General features: G+C 74.0%; 15 protein-coding genes. 5 read left to right on the forward strand and 10 right to left on the reverse strand.

Translation table 11 applies throughout. The annotated features are described in order from the left end of the window. Window positions 1-227: 227 nt before the first annotated feature. The 7 genes from nadD to rplU all read right to left on the reverse strand — a co-directional run bounded on the left by nadD (window position 228) and on the right by rplU (window position 5,870). The gene (gene nadD / locus HLI28_RS08985; protein WP_304604354.1) at window positions 228-833 is read right to left on the reverse strand and encodes a nicotinate-nucleotide adenylyltransferase; all 606 of its coding nucleotides are present in this window, start codon (window positions 831-833) and stop codon (window positions 228-230) included. A 17-nt stretch (window positions 834-850) separates the two neighbouring features. Continuing rightward, on the reverse strand, window positions 851-1,003 hold the full coding sequence (locus tag HLI28_RS08990; protein WP_171247185.1) for a hypothetical protein: 153 nt from the start codon (window positions 1,001-1,003) through the stop codon (window positions 851-853). Window positions 1,004-1,060: 57 nt separating this feature from the next. Continuing rightward, the gene (locus tag HLI28_RS08995; protein WP_171247186.1) at window positions 1,061-2,392 is read right to left on the reverse strand and encodes a glutamate-5-semialdehyde dehydrogenase; all 1,332 of its coding nucleotides are present in this window, start codon (window positions 2,390-2,392) and stop codon (window positions 1,061-1,063) included. A gap of 10 nt (window positions 2,393-2,402) precedes the next feature. Continuing rightward, window positions 2,403-3,557 carry a glutamate 5-kinase gene (gene proB / locus HLI28_RS09000; protein ID WP_171247187.1) on the reverse strand — a complete coding sequence of 385 codons (1,155 nt, stop codon included), beginning with the start codon at window positions 3,555-3,557 and terminating at the stop codon, window positions 2,403-2,405. A 25-nt stretch (window positions 3,558-3,582) separates the two neighbouring features. Then, window positions 3,583-5,106, reverse strand: coding sequence for a GTPase ObgE (gene obgE, locus HLI28_RS09005; protein WP_171247188.1), 1,524 nt, complete (start codon window positions 5,104-5,106; stop codon window positions 3,583-3,585). A 131-nt stretch (window positions 5,107-5,237) separates the two neighbouring features. After that, a complete protein-coding gene (gene rpmA, locus HLI28_RS09010) occupies window positions 5,238-5,495 on the reverse strand; it encodes a 50S ribosomal protein L27 (RefSeq protein WP_171247189.1) in 258 nt (85 codons plus the stop codon). Between the two features lie 66 nt (window positions 5,496-5,561). Beyond that, window positions 5,562-5,870 (reverse strand): 50S ribosomal protein L21, encoded by a 309-nt coding sequence (gene rplU, locus HLI28_RS09015; RefSeq protein ID WP_171247281.1) that lies wholly within the window; start codon window positions 5,868-5,870, stop codon window positions 5,562-5,564. A 255-nt stretch (window positions 5,871-6,125) separates the two neighbouring features. Here rplU and HLI28_RS09020 point away from each other — a divergent pair, with 255 nt between their 5' ends. Continuing rightward, window positions 6,126-6,731: a protein-L-isoaspartate O-methyltransferase family protein gene (locus HLI28_RS09020; RefSeq protein WP_171247190.1), complete on the forward strand. Its 606-nt coding sequence runs from the start codon at window positions 6,126-6,128 to the stop codon at window positions 6,729-6,731. Window positions 6,732-6,746: 15 nt separating this feature from the next. On the opposite strand, the gene HLI28_RS09025 is transcribed toward HLI28_RS09020, so the two are convergent. From HLI28_RS09025 to HLI28_RS09035, 3 genes are all read right to left on the reverse strand, one after another. Continuing rightward, window positions 6,747-7,310, reverse strand: coding sequence for a GNAT family N-acetyltransferase (locus tag HLI28_RS09025; protein WP_171247191.1), 564 nt, complete (start codon window positions 7,308-7,310; stop codon window positions 6,747-6,749). A gap of 78 nt (window positions 7,311-7,388) precedes the next feature. Next, a complete protein-coding gene (locus tag HLI28_RS09030; protein ID WP_171247192.1) occupies window positions 7,389-7,991 on the reverse strand; it encodes a thymidine kinase in 603 nt (200 codons plus the stop codon). Window positions 7,992-8,025: 34 nt separating this feature from the next. Next, window positions 8,026-11,478: an Rne/Rng family ribonuclease gene (locus HLI28_RS09035; protein WP_171247193.1), complete on the reverse strand. Its 3,453-nt coding sequence runs from the start codon at window positions 11,476-11,478 to the stop codon at window positions 8,026-8,028. 472 nt (window positions 11,479-11,950) lie between these two features. Between HLI28_RS09035 and HLI28_RS09040 the strand changes: the two genes are divergently transcribed. Genes HLI28_RS09040 through cydC form a run of 4 tightly spaced genes read left to right on the forward strand, consistent with a single transcriptional unit; the run spans window position 11,951 to window position 18,008 of the window. Further along, a complete protein-coding gene (locus tag HLI28_RS09040) occupies window positions 11,951-13,450 on the forward strand; it encodes a cytochrome ubiquinol oxidase subunit I (RefSeq protein ID WP_171247194.1) in 1,500 nt (499 codons plus the stop codon). 32 nt (window positions 13,451-13,482) lie between these two features. Then, a complete protein-coding gene (gene cydB, locus HLI28_RS09045) occupies window positions 13,483-14,532 on the forward strand; it encodes a cytochrome d ubiquinol oxidase subunit II (protein WP_171247195.1) in 1,050 nt (349 codons plus the stop codon). A 1-nt stretch (window position 14,533) separates the two neighbouring features. Then, a complete protein-coding gene (gene cydD / locus HLI28_RS09050; RefSeq protein WP_171247196.1) occupies window positions 14,534-16,273 on the forward strand; it encodes a thiol reductant ABC exporter subunit CydD in 1,740 nt (579 codons plus the stop codon). Further along, complete coding sequence (gene cydC, locus HLI28_RS09055) at window positions 16,266-18,008, forward strand: thiol reductant ABC exporter subunit CydC (protein ID WP_343035751.1); 1,743 nt, start codon at window positions 16,266-16,268, stop codon at window positions 18,006-18,008. Before cydD ends, cydC begins: the two co-directional genes overlap by 8 nt. Window positions 18,009-18,059 lie beyond the last annotated feature (51 nt).

Here is an 18,059-nt window from a genome sequence, read left to right on the forward strand (position 1 = left end):
TCGGCGCGTCGCCCGTGGCGGGGGCAGGCGCCGGCCCCGGCGACGGGGCGGGGGCCGGAGCGGGCGACGGGGCCGGCGTCGGGGCCGGGGACGCACCGCTGCCGAACGCGGCGGGACCCGCACCGGGGACCGGCGCCGAACCCGCGGACTGCGCGCTCTCCCGTGCGGCCGCGGCCGCACGCTCACGCTCTCTGATCTCCCGACGCGTCATCGGCCGGGACGTGTTGTCACTCATCGAGACCTCGATACAGACCGTGCTTGGCGATGTACTGGACGACGCCGTCCGGGACCAGGTACCAGACCGGCAGGCCCGCGGCGGCGCGGCGGCGGCAGTCGGTCGACGAGATCGCGAGGGCGGGGACCTCGAGCGTCGTCACGCCGTGGGTCGGCAGCTCGTCGACCGTGAGCGAGTGGCCCGGCCGCGTCACCGCGACGAAGTGCGCCATCTCCCACAGGTCCCCGGCGTCCTTCCACGTGAGGATCTGCTCGATGGCGTCCGCGCCGGTGATGAAGTGGAGATCGGCGTCGGGACGCGCCGCCTGCAGGTCGCGCAACGTGTCGACCGTGTAGGTCAGACCCGGCCGGTCGATGTCGGCCCGGCTGACGGTGAACCGGGGGTTGGACGCCGTCGCGATGACGGTCATCAGGTACCGGTGCTCGGCCGGTGAGACCTGGGCGTCCTGCTTGAAGCTGGGCTTGCCGGTGGGGACGAACACGACCTCGTCGAGGTCGAGCAGCGCCGCCGCCTCGCTCGCCGCGACGAGGTGGCCGTGATGGATCGGGTCGAACGTCCCGCCCATCACCCCGATCCGGGGTCTCGCCTGCTCGCTCACGTGCTGTCGCGGCGTCGTCAGTGCTTGTTGTGCGCGTTGCGGAAGGCGTACGTCGCCAGCAGCGCGACGACGAAACCACCGAACGCGAGCACACCGAACAGGACCGGCGGGATCTCGAACCCGGAGTGCTCAACGGCCTCTTCAGCGGCAAGGACGGCGATGTGCAGCACGAGTGCTCCTCAGTGATGGTCCGGACGGTTCGCAGCACAGTCTCTCACGACGCGGGGTCAGGGCCGCACGTGGCCGTCGCCGTGCACGACCCACTTGGTGGTGGTGAGCTCGGCGAGACCCATCGGGCCACGGGCGTGCAGCTTCTGCGTCGAGATCCCGAGCTCCGCACCCATGCCGAACTGGGCGCCGTCGGTGAACCGTGTCGACGCGTTCACCAGGACGGCCGCGGCGTCGACCTCCGCGACGAACCGTTCGGACGCCGCGAGGTCGTTCGTGACGATGGCCTCGGAGTGCCCCGAGCTCCACGTGCGGATGTGCTCGATCGCCTCGTCGAGCGAGTCGACGACGCGCACGGCGAGCTCCGCCGCGAGGTACTCCGTGGCCCAGTCCTCCTCGGTGGCCGCCAGCACCTCGACGCTCTCGGGCGCCTGGCCCGCGGTCCGGTCGTCGACGTGCAGCACGACCCCGGCACCGCCCAGCGCCGCGAGCGCGGCCGGCAGGAACCGGTCGGCGACGTCGGCGTGCACGAGCAGCGTCTCGGCCGCGTTGCACACACCGACGCGCTGGGTCTTGGCGTTCATGACGATCTCGACGGCCGAGGCGACGTCGGCGGCGGCGTCCACGTAGACGTGGACGTTGCCGGTGCCGGTCTCGATGACGGGCACGGTGGACTGCTCGACGACCGTCCGGATCAGGTCGGCGCCCCCGCGGGGGACGAGGAGGTCGACGAGACCGCGGGCCTGCATGAGCGCGACGCCGCCGGGTCGGCCGTGCGCGTCGATGGACTGCACGAGGTCGGCGGGCAGGCCCTGCGCCGTCAGACCCCGTCGCATCACGTCGACGATGACCGTGTTCGAGGACGCGGCGGCGCTGCCCCCGCGCAGGATGACCGCGTTGCCGGACTTCAGCGCGAGCCCGGCGGCGTCGACCGTGACGTTCGGCCGCGCCTCGTAGATCATGCCGACCACGCCCAGCGGCACGCGCAGCCGGCGCAGCCGCAGGCCGTTGGGGAGCGTCCGGCCCGTCACGACCTCGCCGACCGGGTCCGGGAGCCCGGCGACCTCACGCAGGGCCTCCGCGATGGCGGCGACCCGCTCGTCGGTCAGCGCCAGCCGGTCCAGGAGGCCGTCGCTCATGCCGTGCTCGCGACCGCGGCGCAGGTCCTCGGCGTTGGCGGCCACGATCTCGCCGGAGGCCGCGACGAGGGAGTCGGCCAGCGCGTGCAGCGCGGCGTCCTTGGTGGCACGGGTCGCGGTCGCCAGGGACCGGGCGGCGACCTGGGACCGCCGGGCGACGTCCTGCACCGCGGCGAGCACCTCGGCGTCCGGCTGCGGTCGCTGCGCGGGTCCGGGCGTCGTGCCGGCGGAGGGTTCGAACGTCGTGGTCATGCGTTCGAGACTACGACGACGACGGCGGTGAGGACAGGCCGTTCCGCCCTTCGAGCACGAGGTCGTCGCGATGGACCACCTCGCGGTCGTACCCCTCCCCCAGCTCCTCGCGCAGGGCGTAGGTGGACCGTCCCAGCAGGTCGGGAAGGTCGCCGGCGTCGTAGGCGACCAGGCCCCGGGCCACGACCGTCCCGTCGGGCCCGACCAGCTCCACCGGGTCGCCGGTCTCGAAGTGTCCCTCCACCCGGGTGATCCCGGCCGGCAGGAGGGAGGCCCGTCCGCCGAGCACCGCGCGGGTGGCGCCGTCGTCGAGGTGCAGCCGGCCCTCGGTGCGCGCGGCGTGCGCGATCCACAGCCGACGGGCCGTCGACCGTTTGCCGCCGGCGGCGAAGAAGGTGCCGACGTCCTCGCCCGCGAGGGCCCGCGCGACGTTGTCCGCGCAGGTCAGCACCACCGGCACCCCGTCCTGGGTGGCGATGCGGACCGACTCGAGCTTGGTGACCATCCCGCCGGTGCCGACCGCGCTCCCCCGGCCCGTGACCTCGACGCCGGCCACCTGCGCCAGGTCGGCGACGTGGCTGATCCGGCGGGCGCCGGGCCGGCTGGGCGGGGCGTCGTGCAGGCCGTCGACGTCGGTGAGCAGCACCATCGCGTCGGCACGCACCAGGTGCGAGACGAGGGCGGCGAGCCGGTCGTTGTCCCCGAAGCGCAGCTCGTCGACGGTGACCGCGTCGTTCTCGTTGACCACGGGCACGACGCGCAGGGCGAGCAGCTTCTCCAGGGACCGCTGGGCGTTGCGGTACCGGGCCCGACGCACCGTGTCCTCGGCCGTCAGCAGCGCCTGGCCGACCCGGATGTCGTGCGTGGCGAACGCCTCGCTGTACCGGGCCACGAGCTGCCCCTGGCCCAGCATGGCGCACGCCTGCATGGTGGCCAGGTCACGGGGGCGAGCGCTCAGTCCCGCCGGCCCGATCCCGGCGGCGATGGCCCCGGAGGTCACGAGGACGACCTCCTGACCCTCCCGGTGCCGTGCCGCGAGCACGTCGACCAGCGACCGCAGCGCACCGAGGTCGAGGTGGCCGTCGGCGCGCGTGAGCGACGACGAACCGATCTTGACGACGATCCGGCGGGCGGCCGGCAGAGCGGAGCGGGACTGGGCGTTCACGCCTCCATCATCCCCGACCCGGCGCTCAGTCGTCGGAGGGGTCCGCCCAGTGGCCGGCCTCGCGCTCGGTCCACAGCTCCTCGCGGGCGGCCGTCTTGGCGTCCATCCGCTCGACGAAGTCACGACGCTTCTCGGAGCGCGTCGGGCGGCGGCTCTCCTCGAGGCGGCGGTCCTGCCCGCGGGCGCCGAGCAGCTCCGCACCCGTGGACAGCGTCGGCTCCCAGTCGAAGACCACGGCGTCCTGGTCGGTGCCGATGCGGACCTCGTCGCCGGCCACGGCGCCGGCCTCGAGGAGCTTGTCCTCGACCCCGAGCTTGGCGAGGCGGTCGGCGAGGAACCCGACGGCCTCGTCGTTGTTGAAGTCGGTCTGCCGCACCCAGCGCTGCGGCTTGCTGCCCTGGACGAGGTAGTAGACGTCCCCGGTGGACCCGTCCGTGCGGCGCACGACGGTGAACCCGGAGTCGTCGACGGCCCGGGGCCGCAGCACGACGCGTGCGGGCTCCGGCGCCGGGGCGGCGGCCCGGGCCTGCTCCACGAGCTCGGCGAGGGCGAAGGTGAGGGCCTTCAGCCCCTCGTGCGAGGCCGTCGAGATCTCGAAGACGCGCAGCCCGCGGGCCTCGAGGTCGGGCCGGACGAACTCGGCCAGCTCCCGCGCCTCGGGCACGTCGATCTTGTTGAGCACGACGAGCTGGGGGCGCTCGGTGAGCGGCACGCGGCCGCCCTGGATGTCGAGGTCGCCGGCGTAGGCCGCCAGCTCCGCCTCGAGGACCTCCAGGTCGGTGATCGGGTCGCGGCCGGGTTCCAGCGTGGCGCAGTCCAGCACGTGCACGATCACGGCGGTGCGCTCGATGTGCCGCAGGAACTCCAGGCCGAGGCCCTTGCCCTCGCTCGCACCGGGCAGCAGCCCGGGCACGTCGGCGATGGTGTAGCGGGTCGACCCCGCCTGCACGACGCCGAGGTTCGGCACGAGGGTGGTGAACGGGTAGTCGGCGATCTTGGGCCGGGCCGCCGAGACCGCGGCGATCAGCGAGGACTTGCCGGCGCTGGGGAAGCCCACGAGGGCGACGTCCGCGATGGTCTTGACCTCGAGCGTGACGTCACGCTCCTCGCCGGGCTCGCCCAGCAGGGCGAAACCGGGGGCCTTGCGCTTCGGCGAGGCGAGCGCCCGGTTGCCCAGGCCGCCGCGCCCGCCCGCGGCCACGACGTACTCGGCACCGATCCCGACGAGGTCGGCCAGCACGGTGCCGTCGCGGTCCTTGACGACGGTGCCGTCGGGGACGCTGAGCACCAGGTCGTCGCCCTGGGCCCCGTGCCGGTCGCCGCCCATGCCCTGTCCGCCGTTGGCCGCCTTGCGGTGCGGCGAGTGGTGGTAGTCGAGCAGCGTCGTCGTCTGCCCGTCGACGACCAGCCGGACGCTGCCGCCGTCACCCCCGTTGCCGCCGTCGGGGCCGCCGAGCGGCTTGAACTTCTCGCGGTGCACGGAGGCGACCCCGTGCCCGCCGGACCCCCCGGCCGCGTGGAGCACGACTCGATCGACGAAGCTGGCCATGGGTAGATCCTCTCAGGTGAGCGTGCGCCACCACGACGGACGGGTGGCCGGACGCGCACGAGGGGCGCACCCCACTCGGTGGTGCGCCCCTCGTGACGGACGGTGCAGCGTGGCTGCGGTGCCGGGTCGGCTCAGACCTGGGCCGCGACGATGTCGACGACCTTGCGGCCGCGACGGGTGCCGAAGGCGACCTCGCCGGCCGACAGGGCGAACAGGGTGTCGTCGCCGCCACGGCCGACGTTCTCGCCGGGGTGGAAGTGGGTGCCGCGCTGGCGGACGATGATCTCGCCGGCGTTGACGACCTGGCCCGCGTAGCGCTTCACGCCGAGGGACTTGGCGTTCGAGTCACGACCGTTGCGCGAGGAGCTCGCGCCCTTCTTGTGTGCCATCTCAATCCTGCTTTCTCGTCAGTACGAAGAGTGTGGGGAACCGTGCGGGCCGGGGCCCGCCGGACATCACTTGATACCGGTGACCTTCAGGCGGGTCAGCTGCTGGCGGTGACCCTGGCGCTTCCGGTAGCCGGTCTTGTTCTTGTACTTGTGGATCGTGATCTTCGGACCCTTGGCGTCCTTCACGACCTCGGCGGTGACCTTGACCTTCGCCAGCTTCTCGGCGTCGGTGGTCACGGTGTCGCCGTCCACGAGCAGGATCGCGGTCAGCTCGACGGTGTCACCGGCCGAGCCCTGGACCCGGTCCGTGACGACGATGTCCCCGACGGACACCTTCTCCTGCCGGCCACCGGCCTTGACGATCGCGTACACCATGTTGATGCTCATCTCTCCTGGTCTTGGCGTGCTCACCCGACGTCGGTCACCGGCTTGGTCTGGAACTCGCACCGCCGCGGCGGTGGAGTGCGGTGCGCCGAGGGCACACGGGACAGGCGCGCTCACAACGCGCCGACGCAATACCTTACGCGACCGGCCCTCGGCGGATCAACCTGGCCCGACGGACCGGACCGTGAGGTGGGCCACGTCACGGGCAGGTCTGCGAGCGGGGCACGGCCGTCGGACCATGGTCGCATGAGCCCCGTCCGCGACGACGCCGTCCCCGTGGACGGGCACGACGCCGTGGCAGCCGCGATGCGCGCGGTGGACCGGCGCGGGTTCCTGCCGCGGGCGCAGCGGGCGTCGGCCGCCTTCGACCAGCCCCTGCCCATCGGCCACGGCCAGACGTGCTCCCAGCCGTCGACCGTGGCGGCGATGCTGCGGATGCTGCGGGTCCCGCGCGGCGCCGCCGTGCTGGACGTCGGCGCCGGGTCGGGGTGGACGACGGCGCTGCTCGCCCACCTCGTCGGCCCGGAGGGCGAGGTGCTGGGCGTGGAGCGGATCGCCGACATCGCGGCGTGGGGCGCGGCGAACGTCGCGCGCGCAGGGATGCCGTGGGCCCGGCTGGTGCCGGCGGCGCCCGGCGTCCTCGGCTCGCCCCGGCCCGGCGGGTGGTCCCGCGTCCTGGTCTCGGCGTCGGCCCGGTCCCTGCCGCAGGAGCTGGTCGACCAGGTCGCACCCCGCGGACGGATGGTCATCCCGGTGGGCCACCTGATGATCGTCCTCGACCGCGACGCCGACGGCACCGTCCGCACGACGCAGGAGGGCACCTACAGCTTCGTCCCGCTCGTGGAGGACTGAGAGCTCATCAGCGATTCAGAGCCGGGCCGCGCCGGCCTGCAGCACGTACCGACGTCCGGTGAGTCCGACGTGGGCCAGGTCGCCGTCGGCGGCAGCGCGCTCCACGGGCCCACTGTCCTCGAAGCCAAGCTTCTCCAGCACACGCACCGACGGCTGGTTCTCGACGGTGACGTCCGCGCGCACCGCAGTCACCTCGGGAAGCCCGAACAGGTAGTCCAGCAGCAGCCGGACGGCGCGGGTCGCCACACCGCGACCCTGCTCACCCGCGACGACCGTGTAGTAGATCTCGACGACCCCGTCGGTCTCCGTGACCGAACCCCCGGTCGAGCCCAGGTAGGAGTCGTCCGCCGCGTCGGCGATCGTCAGTGACAGCACCTCGTGCTCGGTTCCGTACGCGGAGATCACATAGTCGAGCATGTCCCGGGCGCCCTGCGCCGTGCGCTGGTCCTCCGTGAAGGCCATGTGGCGGGTGGCGTCCGGGTCGGTGAGGAAGGCCGCGAACGCCGCGTGGTCGGACGGACGGTGCCGCCGGAGGACGATTCCTTCGTCAGCAAGTCCTTCGGGGCAGGGCAGCAGCAAAGTGTCTCCAGGACGTGAGAGCGGCGGACGATGGGCAGTCGAGGTTACAGGGGCGCACCCACGTGGTCCAGCAAGGCCTCAACCGCGGTCCGGGGGGTGCACCGCCCGGTGCGCACGGCACCGCGCCTGGTAGCTCTCCGCTCCCCCGACGTACCCGGCCACGGTGGTCAGGGCGTCGGACGCGGCCTCGCGACCCGGCGCCCCGTGGAGCCGGACGTGGTAGGCGGCGTCGCGTCCGCACACCGTGCACACCGCGGTCAGCCGCGTGACCGACTCCGCCAGGGCCATGAGGGACGGCAGCGGCTCGAAGGGGCGGCCGTCGAACGTCACGGTCAGACCGGCCACGACGACGTCGACCCCGCCATCGGCGAGGTCCGTGACGACGTCCACGAGATCGAGGCCGAGGAACTGCGCCTCGTCGACCGCGACCAGGACCGTCCCGGGCCGCAGGTGCCCGGGGATCTCGGACGCGCGGGACACCGCCCGCGACGCCACCGCCAGCCCCGTGTGCGAGGCGATCCGCCCCGGACCGTGCCGCTCGTCCAGGGCGTGCGAGACCACCAGCACCTCGCGGCCGGCGATGCGTGCCCGGTCGACCCGGCGCACGAGCTCGGTGGTCTTGCCCGCGAACATGGGCCCACCGATGACCTCGAGACGGCCGGGGGCTCGACGGTCGTCCATGACGTCCAGTCAAGCACCCCGGCCGTACGGTCGCTCAGGGGGTGTCGGTCAGCGACGCAGCCGGCGTCGCAGCCTGCTCAGGAGCCTCTGCGGCTCCGGCTCCTTTGGGCGGCGCGTCGCCACCGGCCGGGTTGTCCTCCGAGGCCTCCTCGGCACCCGTGGCGGGCGACGGGTCACCTGCGGCGTCGGGGTCCGGGGCGGTCTCGGCCGGGGTCCCGGCACCCTGCTCGACGGCGGGCGCTCCGGCCACGTCGTCCGTGACGGTCGTGCCGGCACTCGTCGGCGCGGCCTCGTGCCCCTCCTCGTCCTCGTGCTCGTGGGCGTGCGCGGCCGCCGCAGCGATCGTCGCCAGGGTGGCCTTGACGGCCTGGCGCTTCTCGGACTCGTCGTCGGGAAGCTTCGGCACGTCGGCGTGCGCCGGCGCCTCCTCCTTCTTGGCACCGGAGCGCTTGCGGCGCGAACGCTTGGCCCCGCCGCCGTCGCCGTCGCCCGAGGACGCCGCGCTCTTCTCGACCGGGTGCTCGTGGACGATGAAGCCGCGGCCCTTGCAGTGCTCGCACGTCGAGCTGAAGGCCTCGACGAGACCCTGCCCGACGCGCTTGCGCGTCATCTGGACCAGTCCGAGCGAGGTCACCTCGGCGACCTGGTGCTTGGTGCGGTCCCGGCCCAGGCACTCCACGAGCCGGCGCAGGACCAGGTCGCGGTTGGACTCGAGGACCATGTCCACGAAGTCGATGACGATGATGCCGCCGATGTCGCGCAGCCGGAGCTGTCGCACGATCTCCTCGGCCGCCTCGAGGTTGTTGCGCGTCACCGTCTCCTCGAGCGTGCCGCCGCTGCCGGTGAACTTGCCCGTGTTGACGTCGATGACCGTCATGGCCTCGGTGCGGTCGATCACCAGCGAACCGCCGGAGGGCAGCCAGACCTTGCGGTCCATGCCCTTGGCGAGCTGCTCGTCGACGCGGTGCTGGGCGAAGACGTCCCCGGACCCGGTCCACCGGGTGACCCGCTCGCGCAGGTCGGGCGCCAGCTCGGCGACGTAGGAGGAGATCTCCGTCCACGCGTCCTCGCCCTGGACCACCAGCGAGGCGAAGTCGTCGTTGAAGATGTCGCGGACCACGCGGATGGCCATGTCCGCCTCGCCCTGCAGCAGGGCGGGCGCGTTCGTCGAGGACTTCTCCGCCTTGGCGGTGATGGCGTGCCACTGCGACTGCAGCCGCTCGACGTCCGCGCGCAGCTCCTCCTCCGAGGCACCCTCGGCGGCCGTGCGCACGATGACGCCGGCGCCGTCCGGGACGACGTCGCGCAGGATCTTCTTGAGGCGGTTGCGCTCGGTGTCGGGCAGCTTGCGGCTGATACCCGTCATGCCGCCACCGGGGACGAAGACCAGGTACCGGCCGGCCAGCGTGACCTGCGAGGTCAGCCGCGCACCCTTGTGCCCGATCGGGTCCTTGGTCACCTGCACCAGCACCGAGTCGCCGGACTTCAGCGCCTCCTCGATGCGCCGCGGCTGCCCCTCGATCCCGGCGGCGTCCCAGTTGACCTCACCGGCGTACAGCACGGCGTTGCGTCCCTTGCCGACGTCGACGAAGGCCGCCTCCATCGACGGCAGCACGTTCTGCACGCGGCCCAGGTAGACGTTGCCGACCATGGAGGCCTGCGCCTGCTGGGAGACGTAGTGCTCCACGAGCACGCCGTCCTCCAGCACCGCGATCTGCGTGCGGCCGTCGTGCTCGCGCACGATCATCGAGCGCTCCACCGACTCGCGCCGTGCCAGGAACTCCGCCTCGGTGATGACCTGGCGGCGGCGACCCGCGTCGCGGCCCTCGCGGCGACGCTGACGCTTCGCCTCCAGCCGGGTCGAACCCTTCAGCGCGGTGACCTCGTCCTCGGCCTTGCCCGAGCGGCCGGCCTCACGGTCGCCGCCCCGTCCCCGGCGGCGCCGGCGGCGGCGCCGGCTGCTGCCGGACGTCTGCTCCGAGTCGTCGGTGCCCTCGGACCGCTCCGCCTCGGTGGCGGAGTCGCCGGACGTCTCCGCGCCCTGCTCCTCGCCCTGCGCACCGTCCTGGTCCTCGCCGCCGTCCTGCTCGTGCTCGGCGGCGGACGACTCGGAACCGTCGCCCTCGGTCTCGTCCTCGGGACGACGGTCACCCTTGCGGCCACCGCGGCGACCGCGGCCCCCGCGCCGGCGCCGGCGGCGGGGACGGATGTCCGACTCGTCGCCGTCGTCGAGGAAGTCTGCAGGGCCGAACCCGACCAGCTCGACCCCCTCGTCGACGATCTCGGTCTCGATCAGCTCGAGCTCGTCGACGGCCGCCTCGTCCACGTCGCTCAGCTCGAGCGGGGCGGAGGTCGGCGCCTCGACGGGCTGCGCGGCCGAGGTCGCGGACGCCGCGTCCTGCGCTGCGGCCTCCGTGGTCTCCGCGGCGTCCTTCGCGGTGGCGTCCTCGGCGCGCCGCGACGTGGAGGGCTTCCCGGCCTTCTTCGTCGAGGACTTCTCGGCCGTGGCGGGCTTCTCGGACGCAGCGGACTCGTCCGCGGCAGCACTCTTGCGCTGCTGCCGTGCCGAGGTCGCCGGGGTCTCCTCCTCGCTGGGGCGCGGCGGGCCCGCCGGCGCCTGGGCGCGGCGCGCGGCCCGCTGACCCGACAGCTCCGGCGCCTGGAAAAGCAGCGCCGTCGTGGCCAGGCGGGGCGTGGCCGAGCCTCCGGCCGTCCCGGTGGTGGCCGGCCCGGCCGGGCGCTCCGCGCTCGGGGACTTCTCGGACGAGGCGGACTCCGGCGCGGCCGTCTTCGACGTCGCGGCCGCGGCCTTCTTCGACGCCGCCTTCCTGCCCGACGGCTTCTTCTCGTCCTCCGTGGCGGCGGACTTCTTCGTACCGGACTTCGTCGCACCGGACTTCTTGGCACCGGACTTCTTGGCACCGGACTTCTTCGTCGCCGCAGGCTTCTCGGCCTCGGCGGACTCGTCCCGGGGCTCGCCCCGTGCGGGGGCCTCGGACGTCGCCTGCTCACCGGACGCGGCGTCCCGGCCGGGAAGCACGATGTCGTCGAGGGACAGCGACGGGGTGGCGCTCGCCGGCGCCTCCTCCGCCTTCGCGGGCAGCGTGATCGGCTCAGCGGGGGGCGTCGCGTCGTCGGCGGCCGCCGGCTCGTCCGTCGCGGCCTGCTCCTCGGGGGCCGGCGCGGCCTCGGGCGTGGGCGTGGCCTCCACCGGGGCCGGGCCGCCGGCTCGGCGGCTGGCTCGCCGGGACCGGCGGGCCGGCGTGGACGAGGGCGCAGCCGTCGTGGACGACGCGGGCTGCGGCGCCGCGGTGGTCGTCGGCTCGGACGCCGCGGGCGTCGAGGCCGCGGTCGTGGCCGGCACGACGATGGGCGCGGGAGCGCTCGTGGTCGGTGCCGACGTCGCGCGGGTCACCCGGCGCCGCGTGCTGCGACGGGGCGTCTCCTCGGCGGGGGCCACGGGCTGGTCGGGGGTGTCGGATGTCACGGGGGTGCTCCTGCTCTGCGGCGGCCGACCCACACCTGCCGGCCACCCCGGCGGTCGTCGGCGACGGCGGCGCTGCGAAGCGCGCCGTCCGGACGGAAGTCTCGGTCGGCTGCAGCCCCACGACTTCGCGGACGCCAGGCGGCCGGGCCCTTCACCCCGGTCGCGGCACCGCGTGCGGACGCGGGAGCGGCGAGCTCGTCGATCCCCGGGGGATGTGGGCCCCGGAGGTCTCGATCCAGTATCGCACCCTTGGGCGCGCCCTCTCGCCCCGGTCCGTCCACCGGCGTGGCGACCGTCACGTCGCGCCCTGACGGCTTGACTTGCGGGGACCCTTCACGGGACAGTCGTGAAAGTCTTCACAAGTTGCGAGATGCCGCCTCTCCCCGTGCGGACCTGGGACGCCGGTCCTACCGTCGAAACAGCCCCGCACGAGGGGCGGCCTCTCCCCCTGGCCCGCATCGAAGGAGTCCACGTGGACGCTCTCGACCTGGCACGGTGGCAGTTCGCCATCACCACCGTGTACCACTTCATCTTCGTGCCTCTCACGATCGGTCTGGCTCCCCTCGTGGCCGCGATGCAGACGGCGTGGGTCGTCACGAAGAAGGAGCGCTGGCTCCGGCTGACGAAGTTCTTCGGCAAGCTGCTCCTCATCAACTTCGCCCTCGGTGTCGTGACGGGCATCTGGCAGGAGTTCCAGTTCGGGATGGCCTGGAGCGAGTACTCCCGGTTCGTCGGCGACGTCTTCGGGGCGCCGCTGGCCATGGAGGCCCTGGCCGCGTTCTTCGTCGAGTCCGTCTTCCTCGGCGTGTGGATCTTCGGCTGGGACCGCGTGTCCAAGAAGGTCCACCTGGCCTCGATCTGGCTCTTCGCCCTGGCCACCAACCTCTCGGCGTTCTTCATCCTGGCGGCGAACTCCTGGATGCAGCACCCCGTCGGCGTCGTCTACAACGAGGCGACCGGCCGCGCCGAGATGGAGTCCATCTGGGCCGTGCTGACCAACAACACGCTGCTCGCGGCCTTCCCGCACACGATCACCGCCGCCTTCCTCACGGCGGGCACCTTCGTCACGGGCGTCGCCGCCTGGTGGATGGTCCGCCTGGCCCGCACCAAGAAGGCCGAGAACCTGGAGACCGCCCGGGACGTCTACCGCCCCGCCGTGCGGCTGGGCGTGTGGGTGATGATCGTCGCCGGCCTCGGCGTGATCTGGTCCGGCGACGTCCAGGGCAAGCTGATGTACGAGCAGCAGCCCGGCAAGATGTCCTCGGCCGAGGCCCTCTGCGAGGGCACCGAGTCCGCGGAGTTCTCGATCCTCGCCGTCGGTCCGCTCTACGCGGGCTGCGAGGACGTGGCCCACCTCATCTCGATCCCCGGCGTCACCAGCTACCTGGGCACCGGGGAGTTCTCCGGCCCGGACTCCTACCTGCCGGGCGTCTACGACGTCCAGGAGGAGTACGCCGAGCGCTACGGCGAGACCACGGCCGACGGCCAGGAGGTCACCTACACCCCGCCGCTCGCGGTCACCTACTGGTCGTTCCGCCTGATGATGGGGTTCGCCGCGTTCTCCGTGGCCCTCGCCCTCGCGGCGCTGTGGCTGACCCGCAAGGGGCGGATCAGCGACAACGTCTGGCTCAGCCGGCTGGGGATCCTGGCCATCCCCATGCCCTTCGTCGCGAACTCGTTCGGCTGGATCTTCACCGAGGTCGGCCGTCAGCCGTGGGTCGTGGCCCCCAACCCCACCGGGATCGACCAGGTCCGGCTGCTCACCGAGCGCGGGGTCTCCACCGCCGTGCCACCGGGCGTCATCCTGACCTCGATGATCGTGCTCACGCTCATCTACGCCGTGCTCGCGGTGGTCTGGTACCGGCTCATGCACCGGTACGCGATCGAGGGCGTGCCCGACGCCGTCCGGGACGAGTCGCCGGAGGCGCAGGACCCCGACGACGCCGACCGCCCGCTGTCCTTCGCGTACTGAGCGCCCGAACCTGAAGAGACTGGAGACCTGACGTGGACCTCGCGATCCTCTGGTTCGTCATCATCGCCGTGCTGTGGACCGGCTACCTCGTGCTCGAGGGATTCGACTTCGGCGTGGGCATGCTGCTGTCGATCCTGCCCCGGGGCGACAAGGAGCACCGGGAGAAGGAACGGCGGGTGCTCGTCAACACCATCGGACCCGTCTGGGACGGCAACGAGGTGTGGCTGCTCACCGCCGGCGGCGCGACCTTCGCCGCCTTCCCCGAGTGGTACGCCACGATGTTCTCGGGCTTCTACATCCCGCTGCTCATCATCCTGGTCGGTCTCGTCGCCCGCGGCGTGGCCTTCGAGTACCGCGGCAAGATCGCCGACCCGGTCTGGGCCCGCCGGTGCGACCAGGCGATCCAGCTCGGCTCCTGGATCCCCGCGGTGCTGTGGGGCGTCGCCTTCGGCAACCTCGTGCGCGGTCTGCTGCTCGACGCCGACCACCAGTACGTCGGCGGCTTCTGGGCCCTGCTCAACCCGTTCGCCCTGGTCGGCGGCCTGACGACGCTCACGCTGTTCCTGCTCCACGGCGCCGTGTTCGTCGCCCTGAAGACCGACGGCGAGATCCGCGACCGCGCCCAGCGACTCGCGTCCGGCCTGGCCGTGGTCGCGCTGGTCGTCGCCGGCGGCTGGGCGATCTGGGCGCAGGTCGCCTACTCGGTGACCTGGACCTGGGGCGCCGTCGTGGTGGCGGCGCTCGCCCTGCTCGGTGTCGTGGCCGCGACCCGGGCCCGCAGGGAGGGCACGGCGTTCACGCTGTCGGCCGTGACGCTCGTGGCGGCCGTCGTGCTCATCTTCGGGTCGATGTACCCCGAGGTCATCCCCGCGGTCGACGGCGGCAACTCCCTGACGATCGCGGAGGCCTCCTCGACGGACTACACGCTGACGGTCATGACGTGGGTCGCCGTGTTCCTCACGCCGGTCGTCATCGCCTACCAGTCGTGGACCTACTGGGTCTTCCGCCGCCGGCTCTCGACGAAGGACATCCCCGCCCCCGCGGGTCTGAGCTGGCAGAAGATCAAGGACGCGGCGTTCTGAGGTGAGACCGCTCGACCCCCGGCTGCTGCGGCAGGCCCGGGCCGCACGCTCGTACGTCCTGCTCACCACCGCACTGGGCGTGGCCTCGGCCGCCCTGGTGGTGGTGCAGGCCTTCGCGATCGCGTTCGTGCTCGGGCCGGTCGTGATCGCCACGAGCCCGGGCGGCGACGGCGTGGTGGACCAGGGCGGGACGGCCCGGTGGCTCGCCGTCCTGGCCGCCGCCGCCGCGGGACGCGCCCTCGTCGCCTGGGCGCAGGAGCGGTTCGGCCGGCGGGCCGCCACGGCCGTCGTCGCGGACCTGCGCGAGCAGGTCGTCGACCACGCCGTCGCCCTGGGGCCACGCCCGCCCGCCGGGGCGACGCCGTCCGACGTCGCCACCCTGGCCACCCGCGGGCTGGACGACCTGCAGCCCTACCTGGTGCGGTTCCTGCCGCAGCTGCTGCTGACGGCGCTCGTCACCCCCGCCACGGTGCTCGTGGTGCTCGGTCTGGACTGGGTCTCCGCGCTCATCGCGGTGGTGACGCTGCCGCTCGTGCCGTTCTTCATGTGGCTCGTCGGCACCATGACCGCCGGGACCTCGGAACGGCGGCTGGCCACGGTCGAGCGGCTCGGGTCCCAGGTGCTCGACCTGATCGCGGGGCTGCCGACCCTGCGGGCGTTCGGCCGCGAGGTCGGCCCGGCCGCCCGGGTCCGGTCCCTGGGCGAGTCCTCGCGGCGCGCCACGATGGGCACGCTGCGGGTGGCGTTCCTGTCCGGGGCGGTGCTGGAGCTGCTGACCACCCTGTGCGTGGCGATCATCGCCGTCGGCGTGGGCCTGCGGCTCGTGCACGGGGGCATGGAGCTCGTCCCGGCGATCGCCGTGCTGGTGCTCGCGCCCGAGATCTTCCTGCCGCTGCGCCGCGTGGGCTCGGAGTTCCACGCCTCCACCGACGGGCTCGCCGCCACGCACCGGGCGTTCGCCGTCCTGGACCTGCCGGCGGACGACGGGTCGCGCCCCGGTGCCGACCGCGAGCCGGAGACCGCACCGGCGGTCGCGGGCGCGACGCTCGTGCTCGACGACGTCAGCGTGCGCGCACCGGGCCGGGACGTGGACGCCCCCGCGCACCTGTCGGCACGGCTGGCCCTCGGCACGGGCCTCGCCGGCGGCGGCCGCGTGGTCGCGCTCCGTGGTCCGAGCGGGGCCGGGAAGTCCACGCTCGTGCTGCTGCTGCTCGGTCTGCTGCGCCCCGACCGCGGGCGCGTCGTGGTCGAGCCGGCCGCGGACGGCCGGACCGACGTGGCCGACCGGGCCGGTCGCGGCTGGTGGGACCAGGTGGTCTGGGTCCCGCAGCGCCCGGCGATCGGTCCCGGCACGGTGCGCGAGGTCGTCACCGACGGTCACGACGTCGACGCCGCCGCCCTCGCGGAGGCCGCGCGCACGACCGGGCTGGACGCCGTGCTCGACGACCTGCCCCACGGCTGGGACACCGCCGTCGGGCTCGGCGGGGCCGGGCTCAGCGTCGGCCAGCGCCAGCGCGTCGCCCTGGCCCGTGCCCTGGTCGGGGCCGCGGACCGGCCCGTGGTAGTCCTCGACGAGCCGACCGCGCACCTGGACGCCCGGGGCGAGCAGGTCGTGCTCGACACCGTGCGCGCCTGGCGCGCGGCGGGCCGCACGGTGATCGTGGTCGCCCACCGCACGTCGCTGCTGGAGCTGGCCGACCAGGTCGTCGACGTCGAGGCGAAGGAGGCCGCCCGTGCCTGAGAGCCTGCGCCACCGGGCCGCCCGCGACCCGCTGCTGCGCCTCGCCCCCCTGCTCGAGATCCGCTGGGGCCGGGTCGCCCGCGCCGTCGGGCTGGGCACCGCCACGCTCGTGTGCGCGATCGGGCTGGCCGCGGCCGCGGCCTGGCTCATCGCCCGCGCCTCGCAGATGCCGCCGGTGCTCACCCTGTCGGTCGCGACCGTCGGCGTGCGGGCGTTCGGCACCGGCCGGGCGTTCTTCCGCTACCTGGAGCGGCTCGCCTCGCACGGCGTGGCGCTGCGGGGCATGGCGGCGCTGCGCGCCAACCTGTACGACCGGCTCGCCCGCGGCGGGGCCGACGTCGTGGCGCTGCGCCGCGGCGACCTGCTCGCCCGGGTCGGCAGCGACGTCGACGACGTCGGGGACGTCGTCGTGCGCGCGTTGATCCCCGCAGCCGTCGCGGTCGTGACGGGGCTGGGGTCGGTGCTGCTGGTCGGGATCTTCCTGCCCGCTGCCGGCGCGGTGCTGCTCGCCTGCCTGCTGCTCACGGGTGTCCTCGCCCCGTGGCTGGCCTCGCGGGCCTCGCGGTCCGTCGAGCAGCGGGGTGCCGCGGCCCGCGGCGAGGTCGCGGCCCGCACCCTCGAGCTGCTCGAGGACGGCCAGCAGCTGCGGGTGGCCGGCCGGCTCGACGAGCGCGCCGACGGGCTGCGGGCCGCCGACCGGCGCCTCGCGGCCGCGACCGACGACGGCGCCCGCGTCGCGGGACTCTCGGCCGCGATCGAGGCGGGAGCCCAGACCCTGGCCGTGCTCGGCTGCCTGCTGCTCGGGATCCCGGCCGCGCTGGCCGGCGACCTCGCGGCGACCGAGCTGGCGGTGGTCGTGCTCACCCCGCTGGCCGTGTTCGAGGTGACGACCGCACTGCCCGCCGCCGCGGTGCAGCTGCGCCGGTCGCGCGAGGCCGCGCGACGGCTGGTCGACCTGCTACCGGCGACCGACGGCGTGCCGGGCGGACCGCGCCCCGCCGCTACCGATGACGCGACCGGGCTCGAGCTGGAGGAGGTCTCCGCGGGGTGGCCCGAGGGTGGCCGCACCGTCCTGCGGGACGTCGACCTCACGCTGCGGCCCGGCGGGGTCGTGGCCCTGGCCGGCCCGTCGGGGGTCGGCAAGACGACGCTGCTGCTCACCGCGGCGGGGCTGCTCGCCCCGGTCGCCGGCCGGGTCCGCGGCGAGGGGCTGTTCGTCGCGGAGGACGGCCACGTGTTCGGCACCACCGTGCTGGAGAACCTGCGGGTCGCCCGCGCCGACGTCACCGAGGTGGACGCCCGCGAGGCGCTGGCGGCCGTCGGGCTCACCACCTGGCTGGAGGGTCTGCCCGCCGGGCTCGACACCCCGCTCGGCTCGGGCGGCACGGACGTGTCCGGCGGGGAGCGCCGCCGGCTGCTGGTGGCCCGGGCGCTGCTGGCGCCGCACCGGGTGCTGCTCGTGGACGAACCCGCCGAGCACCTCGACGCCGCCACCGCGGACGCCCTGGTGGAGATGCTGGCCGGGCTCGCCCGCACGACGGGGCGCGCCGTCGTCGTCGCCTCCCACCGGCTGACCCCGCTGGCGGCCGCCGACGAGGTGCTGCTGCTCGGCCCGGGCGAGGCCCCGGGCGACGCGGCCCGGGTCGTCGCGCGCGGCACGCACGACGCGCTGCTGCACGAGGTGCCGGACTACCGCTGGGCGACCGACCGGGAGGGCGCCACGCTCCGGCCCTGAGCGGGACGGACGGTTCTCAGGGCCGGAACCGGGGTGGTCCCCGATGTGCCG

Source organism: Isoptericola sediminis (genome assembly GCF_013085345.1).
In the GTDB taxonomy this organism is placed as follows: Bacteria; Actinomycetota; Actinomycetes; order Actinomycetales; family Cellulomonadaceae; genus Isoptericola; species Isoptericola sediminis.

Coding starts and splice junctions, on each gene's coding strand:
- HLI28_RS08995 (WP_171247186.1), bottom strand. CDS start 2,392: ATGACCACGACGTTCGAACCCTCCGCCGGCACGACGCCCGGACCCGCG.
- obgE (WP_171247188.1), bottom strand. CDS start 5,106: ATGGCCAGCTTCGTCGATCGAGTCGTGCTCCACGCGGCCGGGGGGTCC.
- rpmA (WP_171247189.1), bottom strand. CDS start 5,495: ATGGCACACAAGAAGGGCGCGAGCTCCTCGCGCAACGGTCGTGACTCG.
- rplU (WP_171247281.1), bottom strand. CDS start 5,870: ATGGTGTACGCGATCGTCAAGGCCGGTGGCCGGCAGGAGAAGGTGTCC.
- HLI28_RS09020 (WP_171247190.1), top strand. CDS start 6,126: ATGAGCCCCGTCCGCGACGACGCCGTCCCCGTGGACGGGCACGACGCC.
- HLI28_RS09030 (WP_171247192.1), bottom strand. CDS start 7,991: ATGGACGACCGTCGAGCCCCCGGCCGTCTCGAGGTCATCGGTGGGCCC.